Source organism: Actinosynnema sp. NPDC049800 (assembly GCF_040656635.1).
Classification (GTDB): Bacteria; Actinomycetota; Actinomycetes; order Mycobacteriales; family Pseudonocardiaceae; genus Actinosynnema.
Genome location: NZ_JBFAMT010000018.1, coordinates 47350 through 71286, shown reverse-complemented (window position 1 = coordinate 71286; position 23937 = coordinate 47350). Strand labels below are relative to the sequence as shown.

Genomic DNA, 23937 nt, shown 5'->3' with positions numbered 1-23937 from the left:
GGTCGGCGACCGTGCCGCGGCGTCAGGTTCCTGATAGGGCCATGACGCCGATGGATCGGGTGAACCCGCCGTTGCCCCCTCCAACCGGGCGGAGGACGGCGTTAGCGTCCTTCTGGAGCAGTTGTCGATTTCGCGAGGAGGTCGGCCGCACAGCCATCGAACAGCGGGCGCGGTCGACGAACCAGGATCTCGTTCAGCAGGGAAGGGATGTGCGACATGCTGCTTTCCAGGCTCGTCGGAGCCGCTGTGCTCACGGCGAGCGCCATGCTGCCGATCGTCGGAGTCGCGACCGCGCAGGACGACCGCGACTGCGCGGACTTCAGCAACCAGGCCGAAGCACAGCGGTTCTTCGATTCCGCCGCGACCAACTACCACCGGCTCGACGCGGACAACGACGGCATCGCTTGCGAACAGCTCCCGGCGCCCAGCCATGTCCCGGCAACCCGTCGGACCCAAGCGCCCGAGCCGCCCGTCGGCGCGATCGACACGGGTGACGGCTCCACCGTGAAGGACCCGACCGCTGACGACTCGGGCGCCCTGCCACTCCTCCTCGGGTTGGCCGGGCTCGGCGCCGTCTCCGGCACCGCTGTCGTGGCTCGGCGTGCGCGCAGGAGCAGTTAGAGCATGCGCGACCGCTCACGCCGCCATCCCCGCCGGAGCGCGAGAGCTCGACTGGCGGGGATGGCGGCCGCGGTGGGCCTGGGTGTTCTGACGGGCATCGACCACCCGGCCGACGACGTCCACTCGGTCGACACGACCCCCGCCGCGGCGGCGCACCAACCGGCCGGAACGGACTTCGCACCCGCACCGGGCACACCGCCGGACCCACCATCGACAGGGGCGCTCGGCGCATCCCGACCGACGCGGCTGACCATCCCGGCGATCGGCGTCGACACCGCCGGTCTGATCGACCTCGGGCTGCGCGCCGACCACACCATGGAAGTCCCGGCCGACGCGGAAACCGTGGGCTGGTACACCAATTCGCCGACTCCGGGGGAGAACGGGCCCGCGCTGCTCGCCGCGCACGTCGATTGGCAGGGGCGGCTGGGGGTCTTCCACGACCTGCGCAAGCTGGAACCCGGCGACCAGGTGACCGTGCAACGGGCCGACGGCTCGGCCGCGTCGTTCACGGTCCAACGGGTCGAGCAGCACCCGAAGGACCGTTTCCCGACCCAAGCGGTGTTCGGCCACGTCGAGAGCCCCGAGCTGCGGCTCGTCACCTGCGGCGGCCAGTTCGACCGGCAGGCGGGCAGCTACCGGGACAACATCGTGGTCTACGCCCGGCTGACGGGAAGCCCGCATCGCGCCGGATCCTCCGGGTGAGGTCCCGCCGGCAGCGCGGAGGACCTGATCCCCACCCCGGTTGACGCGGTCTACCTGGTGGTCCGCGAACGCGCATAGGCCGATCGGGCGTTTTAGCACGCAAACGGTGATCGTCGCGGTCGGACCGCGCCTAGTGTGCGGCAATGATCACCGGTGAGGGACGTGCCGGGCCATTCCCCCACGGGACGGAGGAGTGGCGGGTGCGGCTTCGGTGCCGCGGACGCCGCGGCGTGGTGGGCGCGGGTGTGCTGCTGGACAGCGAGCACGTGCTGACGTGCGCCCACGTCGCGCTGGCCGCCGAGGACCTCACCGTCGAGCTGGTCGGCCTGCCGGAGATGCCCGTGAGCGCCGCTCACATCGTGGAGCACGTCGAGCCGCAGCACGAGCGCGGCGACGTGGCGCTGCTGCGCCTCGCGACGCCGCAGCCGGGCGTGCGCCCGGCGACGTTGCACAAGGTCGCCATGACCTGGAACAGGTCCGTGCACGCCCAGGGCTATCCGGGTGGCCTGGAGGAGGTCGGCGCCTGGGCGACGATGACGCTCTCGGGTATGGCGGGCGCCGAGTGGCAGCAGATGAACAGCAACGGCGGGCACCGGGTGCAGCGCGGGTTCAGCGGCGCCGGGGTGGCCGACGACGCGAGCGGGCACGTGCTCGGGATCGTGGTCAGCGAGTACAACGCCGACGGCGCCGGGCTGTCGTGGATGATCCCGGTCGCGGCGGTGGAGGCGCACCTGCCCGTGCTGTCGCGCTGGGTGCTCGGCGACGACGGGATCGACGAGCGGTTCAAGAAGCGCGCGGCGCACTACAACGGCAGGGTGCGAGAGCTGATGGACTGGCTCTCGCGCCGGCAGGACGGCGGCGCGGTGCTGATCATCGTCGGCGAGGACCTGGAGCACCTGCAGGACGCGGTCTCGTTCTCCGCGGTGGGCGAGTCGCCCGCACCCGACCTCGCGATCAACGTCGAGGGCCTGACCACCGAGGAGGTCTCGCGCCGGGTCCTCGACCGGGCCGGCCTGGTCAGCCGCGGTTCCAGCACCGAGCGCGTGCGGGAGGGCACCCCGCCGATGACGGTGGTGATCGACGGCGTCGACGCCGCGCGCGACCCCCGGTCGCTGCTGCAGGACATCGGCGGGCCGATGGTGGCGAGCGGGGCGCGGCTGGTGCTGGGCTTCCGCGACGGCGACGCCGCAGACGTGGTCGCCGCACGTGAGCTGGCCCGGGCCGCGGTCGTGACGCGGCTGGACGGGCTGGTCGAGCGGGTGACCGCGCTGATGCGGGAGGACCCCGACACCGCGGCCACGAAGCTGCGGCTCGGGCTGAGCGCGTTGCGCCGCGCCGCCGCGGCGGACTGGCGGCTGGTCGAGGGGAAGCTGCCGCGGTTCGACCGGGCGATCACGCGGGCCGAGCGCGAGCGCGCGGCGCTGCGGCGCGTGCGGGCGGAGGTGTCGGTGCTGCGTGGGAGGCTCGCGTCGGCGCAGGCGCGTGCCGCCTCGGCGGGGTTCGCCGAGGACCTCGAGCTCGACCGGCACCGCCGAAGGGCGCACGCGGCGCTGGAGGCCGAACCCCTCGACCTGGCGGTGGCGCTGCGGGCCGTGCAGGCCTGCGAGGAAGCGGTGCGGCGGCGGTTGGGGAGAGGGGATCAGGCATGACGGCGTGCACCCACTGCGGTGGGACCGTTGACGACACCGGGTTCTGCGTCGACTGCGGCGAACCCGCGGTGGTGCGCGGCAGCTCCACCCGGGCGGCGGGCCGGACGTCGAGCGCCACGGCGAGCAGCCGCCGTTCGCACACCGGCGACCCGATGTCGTTGCCCGTCTTCGACTTCAAGGACCCGACCAGCCGGATCATCACCGATCCGCGCGTGCCGGTGCGCACCCGCCTGTGCCCCAACGACCAGTGCCCCGACCGGACCGCGCTGCCCCAGCGCGACTCGGGGTTCTGCCTGGCCTGCGGCACGCCGTTCTCGTTCCTGCCCAGCCTGGAGCCCGGTGCGCTGGTGGCCGACCAGTACCGCGTGGTCGGGTGCTTCGCGCGCGGCGGCCTCGGCTGGATCTACCTCGCCAGGGACACGCACCTGGACGACAACCCGGTGGTGCTCAAGGGGCTCATCGACGTCGCCGACCTGGAGATCTCGACCAAGGAACGCCAGGCGCTGACGCTGCTGGACCACCCGAACGTGGTGCGGATCTACAACTTCGTCAGCCACCCGGACGCGCACACCGGCGAGGACCGCGCGTACATCGTGATGGAGTACGTGGACGGGCTGGTGCTCGAAGAGGTCGCCGAGATGTCGGCGCGCGGCTTGGTGCCGCTGGGCGAGCCGCTGCGCACCGAGCACGTCCTCAGCGCCGGGCTGCAGCTGCTGGCCGCGTTCGACTACCTGCACGAGCGCGGTTTCCTCTACTGCGACCTCAAGCCGGACAACGTGATCATCCGCTCCGGCAAGGTCGGCGAGCGCGGCAACCGGGTGAAGCTCATCGACCTCGGCGCGGTGCGCCGGATCGGCGACCGGAGCAGCAAGATCGTCGGCACCCGGCCGTACCAGGTGGACGAGCGGGAGATCGCCGAGCGCGGTCTGACCGTGCGGTCCGACCTGCACACGCTCGGGGTGATGCTGCGCAGGCTCGACTACGCGACCACCGACCACGACGAGCCCGAGCGCTCGCACCTCGCGGTGGGGCTGAACTCGTTCCAGCGCGCCTACGAACGGGCCATGCACCCCGACCCGGACCAGCGCTACGGCTCGGCGGCGGAGATGGCCGACCAGCTGCGCGGCGTGCTGCGCGAGGTGGCGTCGTTGCGCGACCGGACGCCGCGCCCGGAGCCGTCCGCGGTGTTCGTGCACACGACGACGCTGCTGGACGCCGGGCTCGGTGCGGTGCCGGCGCTGGCCACGTGGACCGGGCGCGCGGTCGACCTGCTCACCGAGAGCGCGCTGTCCGACGGCAGGCCGGCCGCCGACGTGGTCGCGGTCGGGTTGCCGGTGCCGCGCGCCACCGCCGACGACCCGGCCGCCGACGTGCTCGCCGCCGCCGACACCGAGGACCCCCGGCGCCTGATCGCGCGGCTGGACAGCGACAACGTGACCTCGCCGGAGACCGCGCTCGTGCGGTGCAGGGCGGCGCTGGCCGCGAACGACGTCGCCGCGGCCCGGGAGAGCCTGGTGCCGGCCCGCGGCCTGCTGGGCAACGACTGGCGGGTGAGGTGGCACGAGGGCCTGATCGAGCTGGCGAGCGAGGACATCGGCGCGGCGCGGCAGGCGTTCGACGGCGTGTACTCGTGGCTGCCGGGTGAGGACGCGCCCAAGCTCGCGCTGGCGTACTGCGCGGAGCACGAAGGCGACCTCGACCGCGCCGAGGCCCTGTACGAGGCGGTGTGGCGGCGCGACCGGTCGGTGGTGAGCGCGGTGTTCGGGCTGGCCAGGGTGCGGCTCGCGCGCGGCGACCGGGGTGGTGCGGTGGCGTTGCTGGACGAGACGCCGCAGGCGTCGCGGTACTTCGACGCGGCGCGCATCGCGGCGGTCCGCGTGCTCAGCGGCGGCATCCGGACCGAGGGCGGGCTCCTCGCGCCGACCGACGCGGATCTCGCCGCCGCCACCGACCGGCTGCGCGAGCTCTACCTCGACGGCGGTGCGCCCGCGGGCGAGTCGCGCGTGCGGCTGGAGACCGTGGTGCGGGAGGCGGCGCTCGCCGTCTCGCTGTCCGCCGGCGCCGACACCACGCGGTTGCGGCTGCTGGTCGAGCACTCGTACCGCGCGCTGGCCCGGCAGGCCACCAACCGCGCGGACCGCTCGTCCCTGGTCGACCGCGCGAACCACCACCGGCCGATCACCAGCCGCTGAGAGGAAGCCATGGAGCCCGGTTTTTCGCTGTCGGTGAGCCAGAACCCCTACCTGGCCACGGAGGAGGGCGAGATGGACGCGGTGCTGACCGTGTCCGGTCAGGGCGTGGTCGGTGGCGCGGCCGCGCCGGAGGTGGCGCAGGTGATCGCCATCGACTGCTCCGGCTCGATGTCCTACCCGCAGAAGAAGATGGCGTCCGCGCAACGGGCGACGAGCGCGGCGATCGACGCGTTGCGCGACGGGGCGCTGTTCGCGGTGATCGAGGGCACGCAGGCCGCCCGGGTCGTGTACCCGGCCGGGCCGCGGCTGGTCGCGGCGACCGCGGAGACCCGCCGTGCCGCCAAGAACGCCGTGCGACAGCTGAGAGCCGGTGGCGGCACGCGCATGGGCGAGTGGCTGGAGCTGGCGCGCGGCCTGCTGTCCGGGCACCCGACCGCGGTGCGGCACGTCATCATGCTCACCGACGGGCAGAACAACCCCGGCGACTCGAAGCTCGACCAGGAGCTCGTGGCGTGCTCCCGGGTCTTCACCTGTGACGCGCGCGGCGTCGGCGCGGACTGGGACAAGCGCGAGCTGCTGCGGATCGCCGAGGCGCTGCACGGCACCGCGGACGCCGTGCGGCAGCCGGAGGACCTGGTCGCCGACTTCGAGGTGATGACCAGGACGGCGATGGAGAAGGTGATCCCCGAGGCGCGGCTCGTGGTGACGACGACGGTCCGCTCGTCGGTCGACGTCCTGCGGCAGACGTTCCCGACCGAGGCCTCGATGGCGGGCGATCCGCTGGCCGAGCGCAAGACCGCGTTCCTGACCGGCTCGTGGGGCGCCGAGACCCGCGAGTACTTCCTGCGGCTCTCGGTGTCGTCGGCCGGGGCGAGGCTGAACCACGACGTGCGGGTGGCGCGGGTCGACCTGGAGGTGCGCAAGCCGGGTTCGACGGAGTTCGAGCGGGCGTGCGACCCGGCCGTCGTGGTGGCGCAGTGGACCAACGACCTGAAGCTGTCCAGCGTGATCGACCCGAAGGTCGCGCACGTGACGCGGCAGACCGAGCTGGGCCAGGCGGTGCTGGCGGGCTGCGACGCGCACGACGTGGGCGACCTGGACGGGGCGGCCCGGCACTGGGGTCGGGCGGTGGCGCTGGCGACCTCGCTGAACAACGAGAAGGTGCTGGGCCGGTTGCTGCGGCTGGTCGACGTGGTCGGCGACCCGGCCGACGAGAACGTGCGGATCCGGTCGGGGCTCCGGCCCGAAGAGCTGTTGTACACGGGGATGAGCTCGGTCATGTCGAGCATGAGCCCTTCGGTCGAGCCTGCCGCGGTCGCCGAAGACCCCGCCGCGGCGGCCCTCCCGGACCTCGTCTGCCCGAAGTGCGCGCAGCGGTGGGAAGGCAGGTACAAGTTCTGCGGCGCGTGCGGAGAACCGCTGGCCGGATGACCCCAGGGGGCTTTCCAGCCTGTCGGCTAGTCGATGTAGGCGATCGGTGGCAGCGGGAGCACCGGGCCCGGTTCGAGCCCCGCCGCCCGCACGTGCTCGCCGAACCACTTCTCGTGCGAGGCCCGCAGCGAGCCGTCCGCGCGCATCGCGGCGATCACGCCGTTGACGAACCGGACCAGGTCCTGGTGCTTGGCGCTGATCGCGACGCCCGCGGTGCCGCCGCCCTGGCCCGGCAGGTCGGTCAGCTCGGTGCCGGGATCCTGCAGCTGCAGACCTTGCAGGATCGGGAAGTCGGTGTAGACCGCGTCCACGAGACCGCGTTGCAGCAGCATGAGGCACTCGCTGGAATCGGGGGTGGACACCGGCTTGACACCGGTGGTCCGCTGCGACTCGAGCAGGTCGACGATGCTCGTGGTGGCCGACGCGGCGCACACCTTCCGGTCGCGCAGCTCGTCCAGCGAGTCGCGCGCCTCGGCGCCCCGGCGGGTCAGCAGGCCCGCGTTCGTGGTGAGGTAGGGCGTCGAGTAGACGACGTCGTGGTTGTAGACGCGGTCGCAGGTCATCGTCACGTCGGCGACGACCATGTCGACGACCGGGACCTCCTCCAACGCCTGGTCGGCTTCCCTCACGGCGTTGTTCTTGTCGGTGTCGAGCGCCAGCAGCCTGCTGCCGGTGGGCATGGTGACCAGGCGCAGCATCGGGTCGTTGCGCTGGAGCGGACGGCCGAACAGCTCGGTCGCGATCCGGTTGATCAGGTCGATCTCGAAGCCCTCCATCTCCCCCGTCACCTGGTCGCGGCGGCTGAGGAGCGGGGTGGTCTGGCTGACGCCGACGTCCAGGCCGTGCTCGCGGATCTCCGCGAGCGTCCCGCCGTCGAGCACGCTCGTGCCGTCGCCGAGGCCACCCGCGGGGTTGAGCGTGCGCGCCGGGTCGTACTTCGCCCTGCCCTCCGGCGTCGTGCACTCCGCCGGCAGCGAGGCCGGCTGCCCGGGGTCGCGGTAGCCGTTGGGCAGCACGGGATCGGCCGTCCGCTCGGCCGGTTGGGCGGGCTGGGCCGCGCAGCCCGCGAGCAGCAGGAGTGCCAGCAGCAAGCGCTTCATCGGTAGTACTCCGCGATCCGGGGCCGGAGCCCGGCCAGTGCCGCGATGGCCGCTCCCGCCATCAGCAGGGCGAAGACGACGTCCAGTCCGCTGATCCACGCGCGCGCTTCGGCGGTGGAGCGGGCGGAGGCGTTGGTGTAGGTGGAGATCGCCGCGGTGAGGTGCTCGTCCACCAGTTCGGCGGTCGACTTGCCCCGCTCGGGCGGCGTCACGAGCGCCACGGTCTCCGGGTAGGTCAGCCGCGAGTCGGTGGTGACCAGCGTGGCGTCCGCCTCGGTCCACTTCCGCGTCGCGTCGGCCGCCTGGTCGATGTGCTCCCGGTCGGTGGCCGATTCCGCCGCCCGCGCGATGAGCCCGGCGATGTCGGCGAGGTCCTTCCGCAACGCCTCCTTGTCGCCGACCGAGGGGTAGATCAGCAGTCGGGCCTCGTTGCCGTCCGCGGACCGGCCGACGTTGCGCGCCTCCGCGAGCGGCGCGACCACCTCCTCCCGGTTCCGGATGCTGTCCTCGGCGTGGCCGCTGGAGATCAGCAGCGGGACCGAGGTGACCAGGAGCGCGGCGCCGGTGAGCCCCGCGGCGACGATGAGGCCGGTGTTGTAGCGGCGCTTGGTGCGCCGGAAGAGGAACCTGTTCGACCAGTGCAGGACGCCCAGCACGGAGAACCCGAGCAGCCAGACGAGCCAGGACTGGCCGGTGGCGTCCTGCTGGGCCTCGGTGAGGTTCTCGATCTGCTCGCGGTGCAGGGCCGCCGCGTCTTCGAGGATCTTGCCGCGCGCCAGGAAGCTCGCCTGGTTCAGGTAGGAGGTGGCGACCGGGTGGCCCTCGCGGCCCGCGCTCCAGCCGCTCTCCACGAGCTGCACGTACTGCGGCACCAGGTCGGTGATGCGCTGGATGCGCTCGGCCGCGCTCCCACCGCCATCGCGCTCTGCCGCCGCGCGTAACGCGTCGAGTGCGTCGAAGACGTTCTCGCGCACCTTGTGCTGCAACTGCGGCGAGCGCTGCTGGTCGACCAGCAGTGCGTCGAGCGAGGTGGCGTCGGCGTCGGCGAACGCGCGGTAGACGTCGAGGGCCGCGGACGTGAGCACGCCGCGCCTCTCCACCGCGTCGTCCAGCATGTCCTGCCGGTCCTGCAGGACCAACCAGCCGATCAGCCCGAGCAGCAGCGCCGACGCGGACGTCAGCGCGGCGACCATGGTCAGCTTGCCTTCGGTGCGCCGGAGATAGGCGCGCAACTCCTTGCGCACGCTCGTTCGACACCTCCGCCCTCGATCGGCGCCGAGTGAATCACCCGGCGCCGTCCGGTGTCGGCGGAATCGGTGAAGTGCACACGTTCGGCCCCACCGCCGCGCTGCACGCCTGGAACGCCGTGAGGCCGAGGGTCACGTCCGTGCGGGCGTCCCCGAAGGAGGGCGGGCCGAGGTCGTCCTCCTTCGGGGATCGGCGTCACCGTTGGCGCGCATCGCGTTGCACGCGATCCGACGATCGCGGTCGCCGGCGCGGTGTCGGGGTCACCACCAGACGGTGGAGTTGCCCGCGGTGCAGGTGCCGTGCGGGTCGACCACGTAGCACGCCCGGAAGGCGCGGTTCGGGCTCGAACTCGTGGGGTAGGCCTGCGTGTAGTTGCGGCTGCCCGCGGTGTAGGTCGAGAAGTCGTCCGCGACCCGGTCCCCGTTCAGGTCGACCTCGAAGCGGATGAACTCCGGGCCGGTGTAGTTGAGGATCCGCCCCCAGCCGTACTGCGCGCCGCCACAGTTGCCGTAGCGCACCTGGACCAGCCGGTTGTCGACCGTGCGCTCCACCGCCGTGAGCGGGTTCGCGCACGTCGCCGGGTCGCTCCACCACGGAGCGGCGGCGCCGGCGGCAGATGCGGATGCGGTGGTGGCGGCGATCAGCGCCGTGGTCATGGCGGCGGTCGTCAGGGCAGCCGCCACCTTCGTCGTCTTCGTCATCGTTCCCCCTGTTGCCAGTTCGACGGGGGCGGTCGGCGCTGCGCCTGGATCTGCGGTCGTGCCCGGGCTTCCGCCCACGTCGGCCGTGGTGTCGTCGCTCCCCACCGAGACGAACACCTCACCGCCCGTCCTCATGGTCGCACCACTGGTGGAGTATCGGCATCATCTCGTTCGGGTGAATACGCGCCCCACGATCACACAGCGCTACCCACTCCGGTCCCAGCCCCGGTCACGCCTCTTCCCGGAAGCCGCAGGTCCGGCGTTCGTTGCCGAACCCCGAGTCCCCGGGCGCGCGAGCACCACCTGTCGAATTCGCGGTATCCCCGCCCGCCCCGGCCGCATCTCCCCTGTGTCGGTTACACCGGTTGAAGGGGGGAGAAGCTGATGCACAGATCCACACGGCGGCGCTTGACCGCCGCACTGGGCGGGGCGGTGGTCCTGGTGCTGGCGACCGCGGGCACCGCGCTCGCGGAGCCGGATCCGGACGGGAAGACCTTGGACGCGAAGCCGACGGGCACCGCGCCCTCCGGCACCTCGGCGGAGGGCGGGCCCGTGCCGGGCGGCTTCACGTCCTGGGGCGAGCTGCGCGCCATGCAGCAGAAGCTGAACGACGCCGCGGACCGCATCACGGCCGCAGACGACGACGGGCTGGCAGGCGTCGTCGCCGCGCCGGAGAACCGCGAACTGCGGGTGTACTGGGCGGGCAAGCCCTCGCCCGCCGTCGCGGACCTGCTGGCCGACGTGAACCGGGCGGTGCCGGTCAAGGTGCTGCCCGCCGCGCACAGCCACCGGTCGTTGCGGGCGGAGGCGGCCCGGCTCGTCCGGCAGCCCGGCGTCACGTCCGCCGCGCCGAAGGTCGACGGCAGCGGTCTGGTGCTCGGCGTCCGGGACCCGGCCGGCGCGCAGGCGCTGTCCGCCTCGGTCCCGCTCGACCAGGTCGCGTCGGCGCCCGAGCCGATGGCCTCGCGCGGCAACGACTCGCCGCCCTACTGGGGTGGCGCGCGTTGGAACGGCTGTTCCACCGGGTTCGCGGTGTGGCACGCCGGCGTCACGAAGATGCTGTCCGCCGGTCACTGCGGGGCCAACGGCCAAGGCGCGTACGACGGCGGTGGCGACTACATGGGGCCGATCGAAGGCGACGACAACGCCTACGACCGGTTGCTGATCAACACCTGGTCGTCGGGCCGGACCTACGACGGCGGCGTGGGCGTCAACGAGTTCTCCAAGCCCACGGCCGGCGCGGCGCGCAGCTACGTCGGGAACTGGGTGTGCGACTCCGGCGCCTACTCCGGCGCGCTGTGCGGCATCCAGGTGAAGTACACCAACGTCACCATCAACATCGGCTACCTCGTCTACCAGACGGTGTGGGCGGAGCAGGTCGACCACGTCGCGCCGGTGGGCAACGGCGACAGCGGCGGCCCGGTCTTCGACCTCACGTCGGACCACCTCCGGACGATCGCCAAGGGCACCAACACGGCGATCGACCTGTCCACGCAGGCGCCGTGCCGCGGTGTCCCGGAGGGCCCGAGCCGCCGGTGCGCGTGGCGGTTCTTCTACGTCGACGTCGTCAACTCGCTCAACGCGTACGGCGCGACCATCGTGACCGGTTGATCGCGCGCGATGGCGCCGGCGTCCCGTTTCGACGCCGGCGCCATCACATCTCGACCGGAGCGGCGAGTGCCCTCAGTCCTCCAGCAGCGCGGCGATCGACGGGATGCGCCGAATCCTGGCCAGGCACCGCCTGCGGGTGGGGCCGATGGACCCGCGCGGGATGCCGAGGCTCTCCACGATGGTGTCGTAAGGCGTCGGCGGGTCGGAGAAGAGCAGCGAGAGGAGTTCGCGGTCGCGCGCCGGCAGCAGGGTGAGCGCCTCGCGCAGGGCTTCGTGCCGCTCGGCGTCGAGCAGGGACACGTCCGCGGCGGGCTCGGCCTCGTCCACCGGCTCGTCGGCGGTCGGCGTGTGGCGCTCCCTGGTCCGCATCAACCGGTAGCACTCCCTCCTGGTCGTGGTGGCGAGCCAGCCGGGTAGCGCCGCGGGCTCGCGAATGCTTCTCAGGTTCAGCACGAGGCGCAGCCACACGGTGGCCGCGACGTCGTCGGCGTCCACGCCCCTGATCCCGCTGCGCAGGCACACGCTCCGGACCAGCGGTGTGTAACCGCGCACGATGTCCCGCCAGGCCGAGTCCCAACCGCGCGCGGCGTGGTCCAGCAGCAGCGAGTCCGATGTGTTGTGCCCCATGTCAGGCCCCCTTTTTCGTGTGCCGGGTTCGTCGGTTCACGATTTCGGGTCGTCCTGCTCGGAGACCTTGCGGCGACCTTGCGGACGGACAACCATCGATCGATGTGGAATTCCGGTTGTTCGGTGAGGTGAGGTTGCTCGCGGGCGACCGGCCGCTGGACGTCGGAACCCCGCGGCAGCAGGCCGTGCTGGCCGCGCTCCTGGTGGACGCCGGCCGTCCGGTCGGCATCGAGACCCTCATCGACCGGGTCTGGGACGACGAGCCGCCCGTGGAGGCGCGCAACGTCCTGTACTCCCACCTCAGCCGCATCCGGCGGCTGCTGGCCACCGCGACCGAGCGCACCGGCGTCCGGGCCCGGCTGGAGCGCCGCAGCGCCGGGTACGTGCTCGACGTCGAGCCCGACCTCGTGGACCTGCACCGGTTCAGCCGGCTCACGGCGGGCGGCCAGGTCGAGGACGCGGCCCGCGCGGCGGCGTTGGCGGAGGCGCTGGGCCTGTGGCGCGGCCCGCCGCTGGCCGGGATCTCCGGCGACTGGGTCGACCGGGTCCGCGACAGCTGGCGGCGGCGCAGGCTCGACGCGGTGACCCGGTGGGCCGAGGTGCAGCTCCGGCTCGGGCGTCCTGACGCGGTGATCGCCGCGCTGCCCGACGTCCTGGCGGAGCACCCCCTCTCCGAGCCCCTGGAAGCGGTGTTCATGCGGGCGCTGCACGCCGTCGGGCGGGACGCGGAGGCGATCGAGCGCTTCGCCCTCATCCGGGCCAGGCTCGCCGACGAGCTGGGCGCCGATCCCGGCGCCGAGCTCCGCGCCCTGCACGCCGCCATCCTCCGCGGCGAGCTGCCGCCGTCCGACCGGGGCGGTTCGCCGGCGACGCCCGCTCAACTACCGCCCGACCTGCCCGGCTTCGCGGGCCGCGAGGAGGAGCTGCGGCTGCTGGACGACCTGGCGGGCGGGAGTGCGACGGCGGTCCGGATCGTCGCCGTGTCGGGCACGGCGGGCGTCGGCAAGACCGCGCTGGTGGTGCACTGGGCGCACCGGGTGCGCGAGCGGTTCCCCGGCGGGCAGCTGTACGTGAACCTGCGCGGGTTCGACCCGACCGGGGCCCCGGTGACGCCCGCCGAGGCGGTGCGGCGGTTCCTGGACGCGTTCGAGGTGCCGCCGCAGCGGATCCCGGTCGGGTTCGAGGCGCAGGTCGGCCTGTGCCGCAGCCTGCTCGCGAACCGCCGGGTGCTGGTGGTGCTGGACAACGCGCGCGACGCCGAGCACGTGCGCCCGCTGCTGCCCGGGTCGCCGGCCTGCCTCGTGCTGGTGACCAGCCGGGACCAGCTGACCGGGCTGGTGGCCGACGGGGCCCGGTACCTGACCGTCGACCTGCTCGGCGCGGACGAGGCGCGGCGGCTGCTGGCCGGCCGGCTCGGCGCCGGACGGGTCGCGGCCGAGCCCCGGGCGGTGGACGAGATCGTCGCGCTGTGCGCCCGGCTGCCGTTGGCGCTCGCGGTGGTGGCGGCCCGCGCGACGACGCACCCGAAGTTCGGGCTGGCGGCGCTCGCTCGTGAGCTGCGCGCGGCGCGGGGTCGTCTCGACGAGTTCTCGGGCGCCGACCCGGCGACCGATCCCCGGGCCGTGTTCTCCTGGTCGTACCTCCAGCTCAGCCCCGACGCGGCCCGGCTCTTCCGGTTGACGGGCCTGCACCCCGGACCCGACCTCGGCACCCGTGCCGCGTCGAGCCTGGCCGGACTGCCGCCGCGCACGGTGCGCCGACTGCTGGCCGAGCTCTCCCACGCCCACCTCGTCACCGAGCACAGCCCGGGCCGCTACACCTGCCACGACCTGCTGCGCGCCTACGCCTCCGAACAGGCGCAGGCCCTCGACGCGGAGGACGACCGGCGGGCCGCCGTCCGCCGAACGCTCGGCCACTACCTGCACACCGCGGACCAGGCGGACCTGCTGCTCGACCCGCGCCGGGAGGAACCGGCCCCGCTGACCGCGCTCCCGCCGGGCGTCACGCCCGAGCCGGTCGCCGACCGCACCGAGGCGCTGGCCTGGTTCGACGCCGAGCACCGCGTGCTCCTGGCCGCGATCCACCAGGAGCCCGAGTTCGACGCCGAGGTGTGGGAGCTGGTCCGGTCGACCCGGCGGTTCCTCGCGCACCAGGGCCACTGGCAGGACGAGATCGACGCGCTGACCGTGGCGCTGGCCGCCGCACGACGGCTCGGCGACCCGCTGAAGCAGGCCTTCGCGCACTGCTACCTCGGCTGCACCTACGTGTGGTTCGGCGAGTACGAGGACGCGTGCGCCGAACTGGACCTCGCGCTGCGCCTCTACCGCGGGGCGGGCGACCGCGTCGGCGAGGCCTACGTCCGGTTCTACCTCTCGTGGTCGCTCGAACGGCAGGAGCGCAACGCCGAGGCGCTGGCGAACGCGGAGCAGGCGCTGGCGCTGTTCCGGGCGGCGGGGCACCAGGCGGGGCAGGCCAAGGTGCTCAACGCCGTCGGGTGGTTCCACGCGCTGCTCGGTGACCACGCGACGGCCATCGAGCACTGCCGCAAGGCACTCGACCTGCAAACGGAGCTCGGCGACCAGCTCGGCGCCGGCCAGACCTGGCACAGCCTCGGCTACACCTACCACCAACTAGAGGACCACGCCCAGGCGGTGGCCTGCTACCAGGCCGCGGTGGAGCTGTTCCGGGCGTCCGGCTACCGGATCAACGAAGCGCACGTGCTGTCGTCGCTGGGCGACGCGCACCACGACGCGGGCGACGTCGACGCCGCCCACGACGCGTGGCAGCGATCCGCCGACATCGTCGACCAGCTCGGCCACCCCGCCGGGCACGACACGCGCGCCAAGCTCGCCAAGTCCACATCGGACAGTTGAGAGGCACAGCACGATGACCGAACCCTTCATCACCGCAGAAGAAGTCGAAGAGCTCTTCGCGAAGCTCGAATCGCTGGAGCTGAGCGACCCGCAGCGCGCCCTGCTGTCGGCCATCCTCAAGGTCGCCGGCGACGTCACCGAGGTGGCGGAGGAGGCGGACGAGCGCCCCTTCAGCGACCAGTTCGCCACGTCGTTCACGCCGCACCACGCCGCCCTGGTCGTCGCGTACGCGGCGTCCTCGAGCCTGATCAGCCGGGCCGCGCCCCCCTGCCCGCCCGTCCCGCCGGGCTCGGCGACGCCGGCCCTGATCAGCAGGAGCACCACGCCGGGCAGCTCGCAGCCGTGACCGCGCCGACGGTCCTGGTGTCGATGCCGTTCATGCAGGCCGATCGACCGTCGATCCAGTTAGGACTGCTGAAGGCCATCGGGGAGGCGGCCGGCTTCCCGGTGCGCACCCTGCACGCGAACCTCGACTTCGCGGCGCGGATCGGACCGGACTACTACCGGTTGCTCGCCGATCACCGGGGCAGGCAGGTCGGCGACTGGCTGTTCTCCGTGGCGGCGTTCGGCTCCTCGGCGCCGGACGCCGACGGCGAGCTGCCCGAGGAGTTCGCCGACGAGCTGACCTACCTGGCGGAAGGGTCCGAGTCGGTGCGCGACCGGCTGTTGCGCACGCGCGAGCAGGACGTGCCCGCGTACCTCGACGCGTTGGTCGACGGGTTCGACTGGCTCCGCACGGGAGTCGTCGGCTTCAGCTCGACGTTCCAGCAGAACACCGCGTCGTTCGCGTTGGCCCGGCGGCTGAAGGAGCGCTACCCCGACCTCGTCACGGTGTTCGGCGGCGCGAACTTCGACGGTGAGATGGGCCTCGAACTCGTGCGCTCGGTGGACTGCGTCGACTACGCGGTCATCGGTGAGGGGGACCGGGCTTTCCCCCTGCTGCTGGCCGCGTTGGCGACGGGAACCGACGTGGCCGGGATTCCCGGCGTCGCCCGCCGTGACGGCGACCGGGTGGTGGCGGCCACCCCGTCGCCACCACTCGACCGCCTGGACGACCTGCCCGCGCCGGACTACGGCGAGTTCTTCGAGCGGTCGGCCGCGCTGGGCCTGCCGACCACGCAGGTGTGGCTCCCGTTCGAGTCGGCGCGGGGCTGCTGGTGGGGAGCGAAGCACCACTGCACGTTCTGCGGCCTCAACGGCACGACGATGCGGTTCCGCGCCAAGTCGCCGCAACGGGTGCTGGACGAGCTGGTCGGGCAGTCGCGGCGCTACCGCGCGTTCCGCTTCGAGGCGGTCGACAACATCCTCGACCCGGCTTACCTGAAGGAGCTGTTCCCCGCGCTGGCCGACGGGCGCCACGACTTCCAGATCTTCTACGAGGTCAAGGCCAACCTCACCAAGGAGCAGATCAAGGTCCTGGCGCGCGGCGGCGTCACGCACCTGCAGCCGGGGCTGGAGTCGCTCAGCTCGGACGTGCTGCGGCTGATGGACAAGGGCGTGCGGGCGGCGCAGAACGTCAACCTGCTGCGGTGGGCCCGGTACTACGGCATCGAAGTGGGCTGGAACATCCTGTGGGGCTTCCCCGGCGAGACCGAGGAGGACTACCTGGCCCAGGCGGCCGTCGTGCCGCACCTGGCGCACCTGCAACCGCCGGCGAGCGCGGCCGGGATCTGGCTCGAGCGCTTCAGCCCGCTCTACGCGCGACCCGACCGGTTCGGGCCGGCGCGCCGCGTGGTCGAGCCCAGCTACCGGCACGTGTACCCGGAGACGGTGGACCTCGCCCGGGTCGCCTACTTCTTCGACCACGAGTTCGCCGACGCCCTGCCGCCGTCCGCTTACGAGCCGTTGGCGAAGGCGGTCGCGGAGTGGTCGGCGGCGTGGTCGGGCAGCCGCCCGTCGCTCACGTTCCGGTCCACCCGCGGGTTCCTCCAGATCGACGACAGGCGGCAGCAGGGGCGTGACGGCACCTACACCTTCCACGACGCGCTCGCCGACATCTACCTCGCGTGCAGCGACCGTCCGACCACCGCTCCGGCCGTCCGCTCGGCGTTGGGCCTCGACCGGCCGGTGGCGGACGTCGAGGCCGCGTTCGCCCAGTTCGCGGAGCGCGGGCTCATGTTCCTGGACGGCCGCTTCGCGCTGTCCCTCGCGCTGCCGGCGACACCGGGCCGCTGACCGGTCGTCAGAGCCGGAACTCCGGTCGACCGGTCAGCGGCGGTCGGTCTCACGCGACGTTGAACGTGAAGAGGTTGCTGTAGTCGCTGTACCGTCCGTCGGCGTCGATCGCGTAGACGTCGAGATCGTGGTAGCCGCTGGTGGTCGGTGTCAGCGTGATCGTCGCGGTGCCGTCCGGGCCGGCCGGGACGTCGACGTACTCGCCCCAGTCGAGGGAGTAGCGGTAGGTCGAGACCTGGGTCCAGCCCGGCGGCGGGCTGAAGGTGAACGTGCCCGGCACGCCCACGCCCCCGGTCGGTTCGCCGCTGTCGGTGTACACGTCGGAGTGCACACCCGGCCCCGGGAAGAAGTAATGGGTCCAGGTCGCCGCGCCGGACGTCCAGCCGTCGGCGCTGCGACTGCTCGCGGTGACGGTGTGGCCCCTCGGGTCATCGGCCCGGAAGGTGATCGTCGCCGTGCCGTCCGCGCCGGCCGCGATCACCTGCTGCTCCCCCGAATCGAGCCGGTAGACGAAGTCGACGGTGCGGTCGGCCAGGGCGGGCAGCGGCACGAACCGCAGGGTCACGTCCTGGTTCCACCGGGGTTCGTCGCCGACCAGGGTGATGGACGGGCTGCTGGCCGGGACGAACACGGAGTACTCGCTCGGCGCCGAGCGGTTGCCCGCGGCGTCGATCGACCACGCCGTGAGCTTCTGCGGGCCGGCGTTGGGCGGGACGAGGGTCGTCGTGGCCGTGCCGCCGAGGTGGTCCGCCCGGACCGCCTGGTCGCCGTCCAACGGGTCCGCGCAGATCAGCCGGCCCAGCTCCCCGTTGAAGCAGCCGGGCACCGGGATCGTGCTGCCCCACGTGTAGCCGAACCCGATCGTGTCGGCGTCACCGCGGGCGTCGAAGACGAACACGCCGTCCTCGCCCACGGGCGCCGTCGACGAACCGTCGTTCGGCGGGTAGTTGGGGGAGGTGATCGCGGGTGCGGGCGGTTTCACCCCGTCGGCGACGAAGTGGCAGGGTGTCGACCAGGCGGACAGGTCGGCGCCGTCACCGGCGCGTGCCTGCCAGGAGTAGGTCCTCCCGTCGGCGAGCCCCGGGAAGCCCGCGCTGCCCACCCGGGTGGTGCTCGCGAACTGCGAGGCCTTCTCGGTCCGCGCGGTCGGGTCGTCCTGCGGCCACAGGGCGAAGTCGACGGTCAGGGAGCTCGGGCTCTGGTCGCCCGGGTCGCCGTCGGCGGCCAGCGCCTCCAGCGTCACGAACGAGGTGCTCAGCTTCGGGTAGGGAGGCGTGGTGGCGCACGGCTTGCCGGAGTTGTAGCGGTGCTGGTCCACAATGGACGGAGCCTGGTTGTGCTGCACGCTCAGCGCGGCTTTGTAGTACCCGTACAACGTCCGACCGTAGGTGGTGTCGCGTTCGAGCGGCGCCGGCACGGCGACCTCCACCGTGATCCGGGACTCGTTGCGCGCCGACGCGTCCCGCATCGCGGCCGCGACGTCGAACGACGGGTAGGACAGGCACACCCCGGTCGCGGTGAAGTCGTCCAACCACCGCTCGCGCCTCGGCGCGTCCGCCCACGTGGGATCACCGGTGACCGGCGCGGTCTGCCACACCTCGATCGCGCGCTTGGCGCAGTCGGCCGTCGAGCTCTCCTGGAGGTAGAGCTTCGCGCCGAGGATCCGGGCCCCGGCGAACTGCGCGACGTCGAACGTCAGGTAGACCCGCGAGACGTGCAGTCGACCGTCCCGCGTCGAGGCGCCCAACGGCGCGTCCTGGTCCTGCCACGGGAACGCGGTGTGACGCTTCGCGGAGTCGGTGTAGGAAGCCAGCACCGGGTACGACCGCGTGGAGTGAGGCGCCGCCTCCGCGGTCGTGGCAACCATGCCCGATGCCACTATCGCGGTACCCAACAGCGCGGCCAGGGCTCTTCGTGGTAACAAGGTTCCCCCCTCGATCGGCCTGCGAGCTTCCTCGCGGCAAGGCCGAACGCCAATGCTGCCCCGCGCACGACCCGCCCGTCCGAGGTTCGGTCGCGGTTGTCCCTTTCGCTCCAAGGGGGTTACGGCGATCGGCGCACGGCGACAGCCGGGCGTGCCGGGGTCGTCAAGGCCGGGCAGGCCGCTCGGTCCGCGTTCGCTCGGGGCTGTCGGAGAGCTTGAGCCAGACGACGCCCGCGATGATCACGGTGAGCCAGAAGGCCTTGACCGGGGTCAGGGTCTCCCCGAAGAAGACGGGGCCGAGCAGTGCGGCTCCGACGGCGCCGATGCCGGCCCAGACGGCGTAGCCGATGCCTACGTCGATGGTGCGCAGGGCGAGGCTGAGGGCGAAGAGCGTCAGCAGGAAGAAGACGACCGCGACGAGCGACCAGGACAGCACGGTGAAGCCGTGGCTGCCTCCGACGGAGAGGGCGTATCCGACCTCGAAGGCCCCGGCGAGGAGGAGCACCAGCCATGCCCGTGCCCGGTCACGGCGGGCGGTGGCGGTTTCGTCGGTCATGTGAGGTCCTTCCTGACGATCGATTTCGAGGTGGCGTGGTGCGGGGCTGGTGTCGGTCATCAGGCTGCTCCGCTGAGTTGGAGGCCGACGACCCCGGCGATGACGGCGGCGATGCCGAGGAGCTTGCGCCAGTCGAGACGTTGTCCGAAGAAGAGGGCGCCGAGGACGACGATCCCGACGCCTGCGACGGAGGTCCAGATCGCGTAGCCGACGCCGACGTCGAAGGTCAGCAGCGCCAGGCTGAGGAGGTACGTGGCGATGCCGCCGCTGACCAGCGTGGCGACGGTCCAGGCAGGCCGGGTGAAGCCTCGGGCCTTGCCTGCGGCGACGGCGACGGCGATCTCGAAGACGACGGCGATGCCGAGGTAGAACCAGTGCATGGCGGGTGACCTTTCATCGAGGTGAGTCACGAGCAGGTGGTGACGTCGGAGCGGTGCAGCTGCCCGCCGAACGGAAGCCCTCAGGCTCGACATGGCGGACGCCGATCTCCACGAGGTCGGCAGTCAGGGCCCCGAACCGGGTCGAGTCCGGGCTCCCCGGCCGGGCCCTGGTCCAGGGCGTGCCGGGCGCCGGACGGAGTCCGACCACGCGTGGATCCGGGCATTCACGGTGACCTCCGGCTCCCCGGGCGCCCCTGCCGGGCGCGGCCCCGCAATCGTGAAACTTCACACCGGTGTCAACTGCAAGAATGGGAGGCGGCGGACAGCGTCAGGAGGTCTCATGCGCATCGGTGAGCTAGCGGATGCGAGCGGCGTCAGCACCCGGTCCCTGCGGTACTACGAGGAGCACGGGCTGATCCGCTCCGAGCGCACCCCCGGTGGGTGGCGCGACTTCGACGACTCCACGGTCGAGCGGGTCGTCCTGATCCAGCACCTGTTCGCCGCCGGCCTGGCCAGCGCCACCGTGAAGGAGCTGCTCCCCTGCCTGGAGGCCACGCCCGAAGAGCGCACCGGCGTCATGGAGCAGTTGCTCGCCCAGGAGGTCGAACGCCTCGAGGCCAAGCGGCGCGACATCGATCGCGAGCTCGAGACCCTGCAGGCGCTCCGCCGCGAAACGGCCGTGCCCGCGGACGCGTGACCTGCCCGGACGAGTTCGGGCCGCTGAACCTGTCCCCGACGTCCGCGAGACGGCGCCGAACAGACGGGGCAACGTCGCCGGATGTTCCGTCGACGCGGGTCAGGTGCAGGGCTCGGCCGGGCTGCCCAGTGCCGCCGTCGGGGTGCCGGTGGCGAGACCGGTCAGCGTGATCGGTACCCGCACGCAGTTGTCGTTCTCCTCCGACTCGTGCAGCCTGTTCCCGGGGTCGACCCGCGTGACGAGTGCGTACGTGCCGTCCCCCAGCCCGCTGACCTCGATCATCTGGTCGGGCAGCGCCCACCAGTACTCGTCCGCCCAGCCCCTGGCGATGCCGTTCTTGAACGCGTCGACCCCCGGCGGCGAGTCCGGTTCGGGGTCGAAGCAGCGTGGTGCCGGGTAGCTCTGCGGCGCGTTGCCCTTCCGGTCCCACCACGCCAGCTCGGTGTCGGCCATGCAGAAGCCGTTCTTCTTGCCGGTGGCGACGGGTGCGGTCCCCGTCGGCCGCCCGGCCGCGTCCAACGCCCACAGCTCGGAGACGGAGAAGTCCTCGAAGTGGTAGTGGGAGTGGATCGGGTGGTAGTGCATCGCGCCCACGGACGGGACGTCGGTGAACGTCCCGTCGGAGCGGTGGATGCGCTGGGCCCCGGGCACCTCGTCCGGCCGCTCGCCGGCGGGCGTGCGGTAGCGGACGTCCACCGGGCCGTCGCCGGTGTTGACCATCGCCTGGCCGAACCGCAGGCACAGCCGCGCGTCCCGCTCGTCGACCTCGCTGCGGAAGCACGACGAGCCCGGCTCGGCCGAGTCACCGAAGAACGGGGGCGGCGTGTCGAAGGTCGCGAACCGCTGCGGCAGCGCCTCCAGGTCGGGCAGCAGGTCGCGCGGCGCCGGTTCGAGCCGCGAGTCCTCGTTCTCCACCGCGCCCTCGTACCGGACGGTGGCCGACGCCAGCTCCGGCACGAACGGGTTCTGGAAGACGTAGACGGTGTAGTGGGCGGTGAGCTTCGGCAGCCACACCGACCGGGAGGTGCCGATCTGGGCGTCGGCAAGACCGACCCGACGACCGTTCCGGTAGACGGCGAAGCCCAGGCTGTCGTCGGGCGTCGCGCCGACCGTGCGGATCGCCACCTCGACCCCACCGGGCCGGTCCCGCAGCCGCACGGGCAGCCGAACCGCCACCTCGACCCGGTCGCACCCCACGGGCCGGCACTCAGGCACGTCCCGCACCCGCGGGTCGTCCCGAACCAGCCGGCCGCGCCAGGTCGCCGACCGATCCGAGTCGACCACCACCCCCTGACCGCGCGCGGCGGCGGGAGCCACAAAGGCCAGCAGCAGGACCACCACCGACACGACCACGCCCGTACTCCTCATGCCGATCAGCGTCCGCCGCGGCGGCCCGGCTGTCAGCGCTTGGGCCCCGATCGGGTGTGCCGCCGAACGGTGACACCCGACCCGGCGACCGGGCATTCCTCGCGGCACCGCTGCACCGACTCGCGGCGCCCACGTTTCGTCGACTCCGACTCCCGGTGCGCCCGCCGCGGCTCGGCTGGAGTCCGCATCCGCCGGACCCGGTGGGCCACGTTCTAGCGGACCTTCCGGACGTGGGTGTTGCCGGTGCCGAGGAGGGTCCCGTCGGCACTGGTCGGCGCGATCTCCGGCACCGGGGCGCCGTGCTCGTCGAGCAGGACGGAGTGGGCCTCACCAGGGGCGAAGGCGTGGCGTTGCCCCCACTGCCGCAGGGTGAGGATGACCGCGAAGAGGTCTCGACCGGAGTCGGTGAGCACGTACTCCTGGCGGCGGCCCGACGGTGCGGCGCACTGGGCGAGGAGCCCGTGAGTGGTGAGCTTGCGGAGGCGGTCGGCGAGGATGTTGCGGGCGATGCCGGTGCGTCGCTGGAACTCGGTGAACGACCGCACCCCGTCCATCGCGTCGCGGATGACGAGAAGGCTCCACCTGTCGCCGACGAGGTCGAGCGTGCGGGCGACGGGGCATTCGGGGTCGGTCCAGCCAGGGGTCGGAGCGCTCATGGCGGTGCGGGACATGACACCTCCCATTGAGTTGCGAATTGAAACCATTGTGCCGTACGGTCCGATTGGTTGCAAACTGCTACTAATTGGGAGTCTCATGAACGTGTGGCGACGGTTGTTGCTCGCGGTGGCGTGTGGTGTCGCGGTGGCGAGCATCTATGCCGCGCAACCGGTTCTGACGCCGATGGGACGAGATCTCGGTGTGTCGGCGGAGTCCACGGGGTGGATCGTCGCGATCGGCCAGGTCGGCTACCTGGCGGGGCTGGTGCTGTTGGTGCCGCTTGGTGATGTGGTCGACAGGCGCCGACTCATCGCCGTCCACCTGGCGCTCACCGCGGTGGGCCTGCTCCTCACGGCCTCGGCGGCAGCCGCGTGGATGGCGCTCGCGGGGCTCGCGGCGGCCGGGGTGTTCGCAGTCGTGGTGCAGACCGCGGTGGCCTACACCGCGTCGGTCTCGCCGCCCGCCGAACGCGGACGGAACATCGGCGTCGTGACTTCGGGCGTTGTGGTCGGCATCCTGAGCGCGCGGGTCGTCGCCGGCGCGCTCGCCGACGTGTGGGGCTGGCGGAGCGTCTACGCCGTGCTCGCGATGCTGTCACTCGGGCTCGCGGCCCTGGTCCTCGCCGTGCTGCCGGCAGAGGAGCGCCCCCACCGACCCTCGGGGTACCGGAGGGCCGTCGCCTCACTCGGCGGACTGTTCGGGCAGCGCGCCCTCCTGACGCGCGGGCTCATCGCGTTCTTCTCGTTCGCGTCGTTCGGAACCCTGTGGAGCGGGCTGTCCCTGCCGCTGGCAGACACGCCGTGGCAGCTGAGCGAGAGCCACATCGGGCTGCTCGGCGTCGCCGGGCTCGCCGGCGCGCTCGGCGCGGCACGCGCCGGGCGGTGGGCGGATGCGGGACGGGCGGCGCCGGTCACCGGTCTCGCCCTCGGCCTGCTCATCCTCTCGTGGGCTGTGATCGCGCAGCTGCCCTGGTCGTTGTCGCTCCTCATCATCGGAATCGTGGTCCTCGACTTCGCCGTGCAGGCCGTGCACGTGAGCAACCAGCACCTGCTCACCGCCGCGTACCCGGATCGCACCAGCAGCGCCATCGGCGGCTACATGGTCTTCTACTCGCTCGGCTCCGCCCTCGGCGCGGCCACGACCACCGCCCTCTACACCGCCCACGGCTGGGTGGGCTCCAGTCTCGCCGGGGCCGGCTTCGCGGTTGGCGCGCTCGTCGTCTGGGCCACCGGCAGGCAGCTGCCGATCGATGACGCGCACCCCCGATCCCGAGAAAGCAGGCACGCGAAGACCTGAGACTCCGACTTGTCGCATCCCCTCCGCCACGCAGTCGCAACGTCCGCGAGCGTGCCAACGCCTTCGCCTTGCTGCACCGGCCACCCCTGAGCGAGCAGGACAGGGACGTGGAGATCCTGGACCACGATC

20 protein-coding genes are annotated in these 23937 nt (G+C 72.5%); 11 read left to right on the top strand and 9 right to left on the bottom strand.

Annotation, left to right across the window (positions count from 1 at the left end; all coding sequences use genetic code 11):
• Positions 1-216: 216 nt before the first annotated feature.
• The 5 genes from AB0I91_RS22005 to AB0I91_RS21985 all read left to right on the top strand — a co-directional run bounded on the left by AB0I91_RS22005 (position 217) and on the right by AB0I91_RS21985 (position 6595).
• Positions 217-621: an excalibur calcium-binding domain-containing protein gene (locus tag AB0I91_RS22005; RefSeq protein ID WP_498782657.1), complete on the top strand. Its 405-nt coding sequence runs from the start codon at positions 217-219 to the stop codon at positions 619-621.
• Positions 622-624: 3 nt separating this feature from the next.
• Positions 625-1323 (top strand): class F sortase, encoded by a 699-nt coding sequence (locus AB0I91_RS22000; RefSeq protein WP_499638475.1) that lies wholly within the window; start codon positions 625-627, stop codon positions 1321-1323.
• A gap of 143 nt (positions 1324-1466) precedes the next feature.
• Complete coding sequence (locus AB0I91_RS21995) at positions 1467-2972, top strand: S1 family peptidase (RefSeq protein ID WP_499638473.1); 1506 nt, start codon at positions 1467-1469, stop codon at positions 2970-2972.
• Positions 2969-5164: a serine/threonine-protein kinase gene (locus AB0I91_RS21990; RefSeq protein WP_499638471.1), complete on the top strand. Its 2196-nt coding sequence runs from the start codon at positions 2969-2971 to the stop codon at positions 5162-5164. Before AB0I91_RS21995 ends, AB0I91_RS21990 begins: the two co-directional genes overlap by 4 nt.
• Positions 5165-5173: 9 nt before the next feature.
• On the top strand, positions 5174-6595 hold the full coding sequence (locus AB0I91_RS21985; RefSeq protein ID WP_498782665.1) for a vWA domain-containing protein: 1422 nt from the start codon (positions 5174-5176) through the stop codon (positions 6593-6595).
• A 26-nt stretch (positions 6596-6621) separates the two neighbouring features.
• On the opposite strand, the gene AB0I91_RS21980 is transcribed toward AB0I91_RS21985, so the two are convergent.
• The 3 genes from AB0I91_RS21980 to AB0I91_RS21970 all read right to left on the bottom strand — a co-directional run bounded on the left by AB0I91_RS21980 (position 6622) and on the right by AB0I91_RS21970 (position 9644).
• Positions 6622-7695, bottom strand: coding sequence for a transporter substrate-binding domain-containing protein (locus AB0I91_RS21980; RefSeq protein WP_499638469.1), 1074 nt, complete (start codon positions 7693-7695; stop codon positions 6622-6624).
• Complete coding sequence (locus tag AB0I91_RS21975; RefSeq protein WP_499609491.1) at positions 7692-8939, bottom strand: GlnX family signal transduction membrane protein; 1248 nt, start codon at positions 8937-8939, stop codon at positions 7692-7694. The genes AB0I91_RS21980 and AB0I91_RS21975 overlap by 4 nt, the downstream gene beginning before the upstream one ends.
• Positions 8940-9203: 264 nt before the next feature.
• A complete protein-coding gene (locus AB0I91_RS21970) occupies positions 9204-9644 on the bottom strand; it encodes a hypothetical protein (RefSeq protein ID WP_499638467.1) in 441 nt (146 codons plus the stop codon).
• Positions 9645-10028: 384 nt separating this feature from the next.
• On the opposite strand from AB0I91_RS21970, the gene AB0I91_RS21965 reads away from it, so the two are divergent.
• Positions 10029-11255 (top strand): chymotrypsin family serine protease, encoded by a 1227-nt coding sequence (locus AB0I91_RS21965; RefSeq protein WP_498783062.1) that lies wholly within the window; start codon positions 10029-10031, stop codon positions 11253-11255.
• 72 nt (positions 11256-11327) lie between these two features.
• Here AB0I91_RS21965 and AB0I91_RS21960 read toward each other — a convergent pair whose 3' ends face one another.
• Complete coding sequence (locus AB0I91_RS21960; protein ID WP_499638465.1) at positions 11328-11882, bottom strand: RNA polymerase sigma factor; 555 nt, start codon at positions 11880-11882, stop codon at positions 11328-11330.
• Between the two features lie 104 nt (positions 11883-11986).
• On the opposite strand from AB0I91_RS21960, the gene AB0I91_RS21955 reads away from it, so the two are divergent.
• Genes AB0I91_RS21955 through AB0I91_RS21945 form a run of 3 tightly spaced genes read left to right on the top strand, consistent with a single transcriptional unit; the run spans position 11987 to position 16930 of the window.
• Positions 11987-14755 (top strand): AfsR/SARP family transcriptional regulator, encoded by a 2769-nt coding sequence (locus AB0I91_RS21955; protein WP_499638463.1) that lies wholly within the window; start codon positions 11987-11989, stop codon positions 14753-14755.
• A gap of 13 nt (positions 14756-14768) precedes the next feature.
• Positions 14769-15101, top strand: a complete 333-nt coding sequence (locus tag AB0I91_RS21950) for a hypothetical protein (RefSeq protein ID WP_499638461.1) — start codon at positions 14769-14771, stop codon at positions 15099-15101.
• Complete coding sequence (locus AB0I91_RS21945; RefSeq protein WP_499638459.1) at positions 15098-16930, top strand: RiPP maturation radical SAM C-methyltransferase; 1833 nt, start codon at positions 15098-15100, stop codon at positions 16928-16930. Before AB0I91_RS21950 ends, AB0I91_RS21945 begins: the two co-directional genes overlap by 4 nt.
• A 49-nt stretch (positions 16931-16979) precedes the next feature.
• Here AB0I91_RS21945 and AB0I91_RS21940 read toward each other — a convergent pair whose 3' ends face one another.
• The 3 genes from AB0I91_RS21940 to AB0I91_RS21930 form a co-directional block, all read right to left on the bottom strand.
• Positions 16980-18797, bottom strand: coding sequence for a hypothetical protein (locus tag AB0I91_RS21940; RefSeq protein ID WP_499638457.1), 1818 nt, complete (start codon positions 18795-18797; stop codon positions 16980-16982).
• Positions 18798-19017: 220 nt separating this feature from the next.
• Positions 19018-19470: a DMT family transporter gene (locus AB0I91_RS21935; RefSeq protein WP_499638455.1), complete on the bottom strand. Its 453-nt coding sequence runs from the start codon at positions 19468-19470 to the stop codon at positions 19018-19020.
• Positions 19470-19790: a DMT family transporter gene (locus tag AB0I91_RS21930; protein WP_498783076.1), complete on the bottom strand. Its 321-nt coding sequence runs from the start codon at positions 19788-19790 to the stop codon at positions 19470-19472. The genes AB0I91_RS21935 and AB0I91_RS21930 overlap by 1 nt, the downstream gene beginning before the upstream one ends.
• Positions 19791-20130: 340 nt before the next feature.
• Between AB0I91_RS21930 and AB0I91_RS21925 the strand changes: the two genes are divergently transcribed.
• The gene (locus tag AB0I91_RS21925; RefSeq protein WP_498783078.1) at positions 20131-20487 is read left to right on the top strand and encodes a MerR family transcriptional regulator; all 357 of its coding nucleotides are present in this window, start codon (positions 20131-20133) and stop codon (positions 20485-20487) included.
• A gap of 99 nt (positions 20488-20586) precedes the next feature.
• On the opposite strand, the gene AB0I91_RS21920 is transcribed toward AB0I91_RS21925, so the two are convergent.
• Both AB0I91_RS21920 and AB0I91_RS21915 read right to left on the bottom strand, forming a co-directional pair.
• Positions 20587-21855, bottom strand: coding sequence for a lysyl oxidase family protein (locus tag AB0I91_RS21920; protein WP_499638453.1), 1269 nt, complete (start codon positions 21853-21855; stop codon positions 20587-20589).
• 212 nt (positions 21856-22067) lie between these two features.
• Entirely contained in the window at positions 22068-22526 is a 459-nt protein-coding gene (locus tag AB0I91_RS21915) for a winged helix-turn-helix transcriptional regulator (protein WP_499638451.1), read from the bottom strand.
• A gap of 82 nt (positions 22527-22608) precedes the next feature.
• On the opposite strand from AB0I91_RS21915, the gene AB0I91_RS21910 reads away from it, so the two are divergent.
• Positions 22609-23808 carry an MFS transporter gene (locus tag AB0I91_RS21910; RefSeq protein WP_499638536.1) on the top strand — a complete coding sequence of 400 codons (1200 nt, stop codon included), beginning with the start codon at positions 22609-22611 and terminating at the stop codon, positions 23806-23808.
• The last annotated feature ends 129 nt before the right edge of the window (positions 23809-23937 follow it).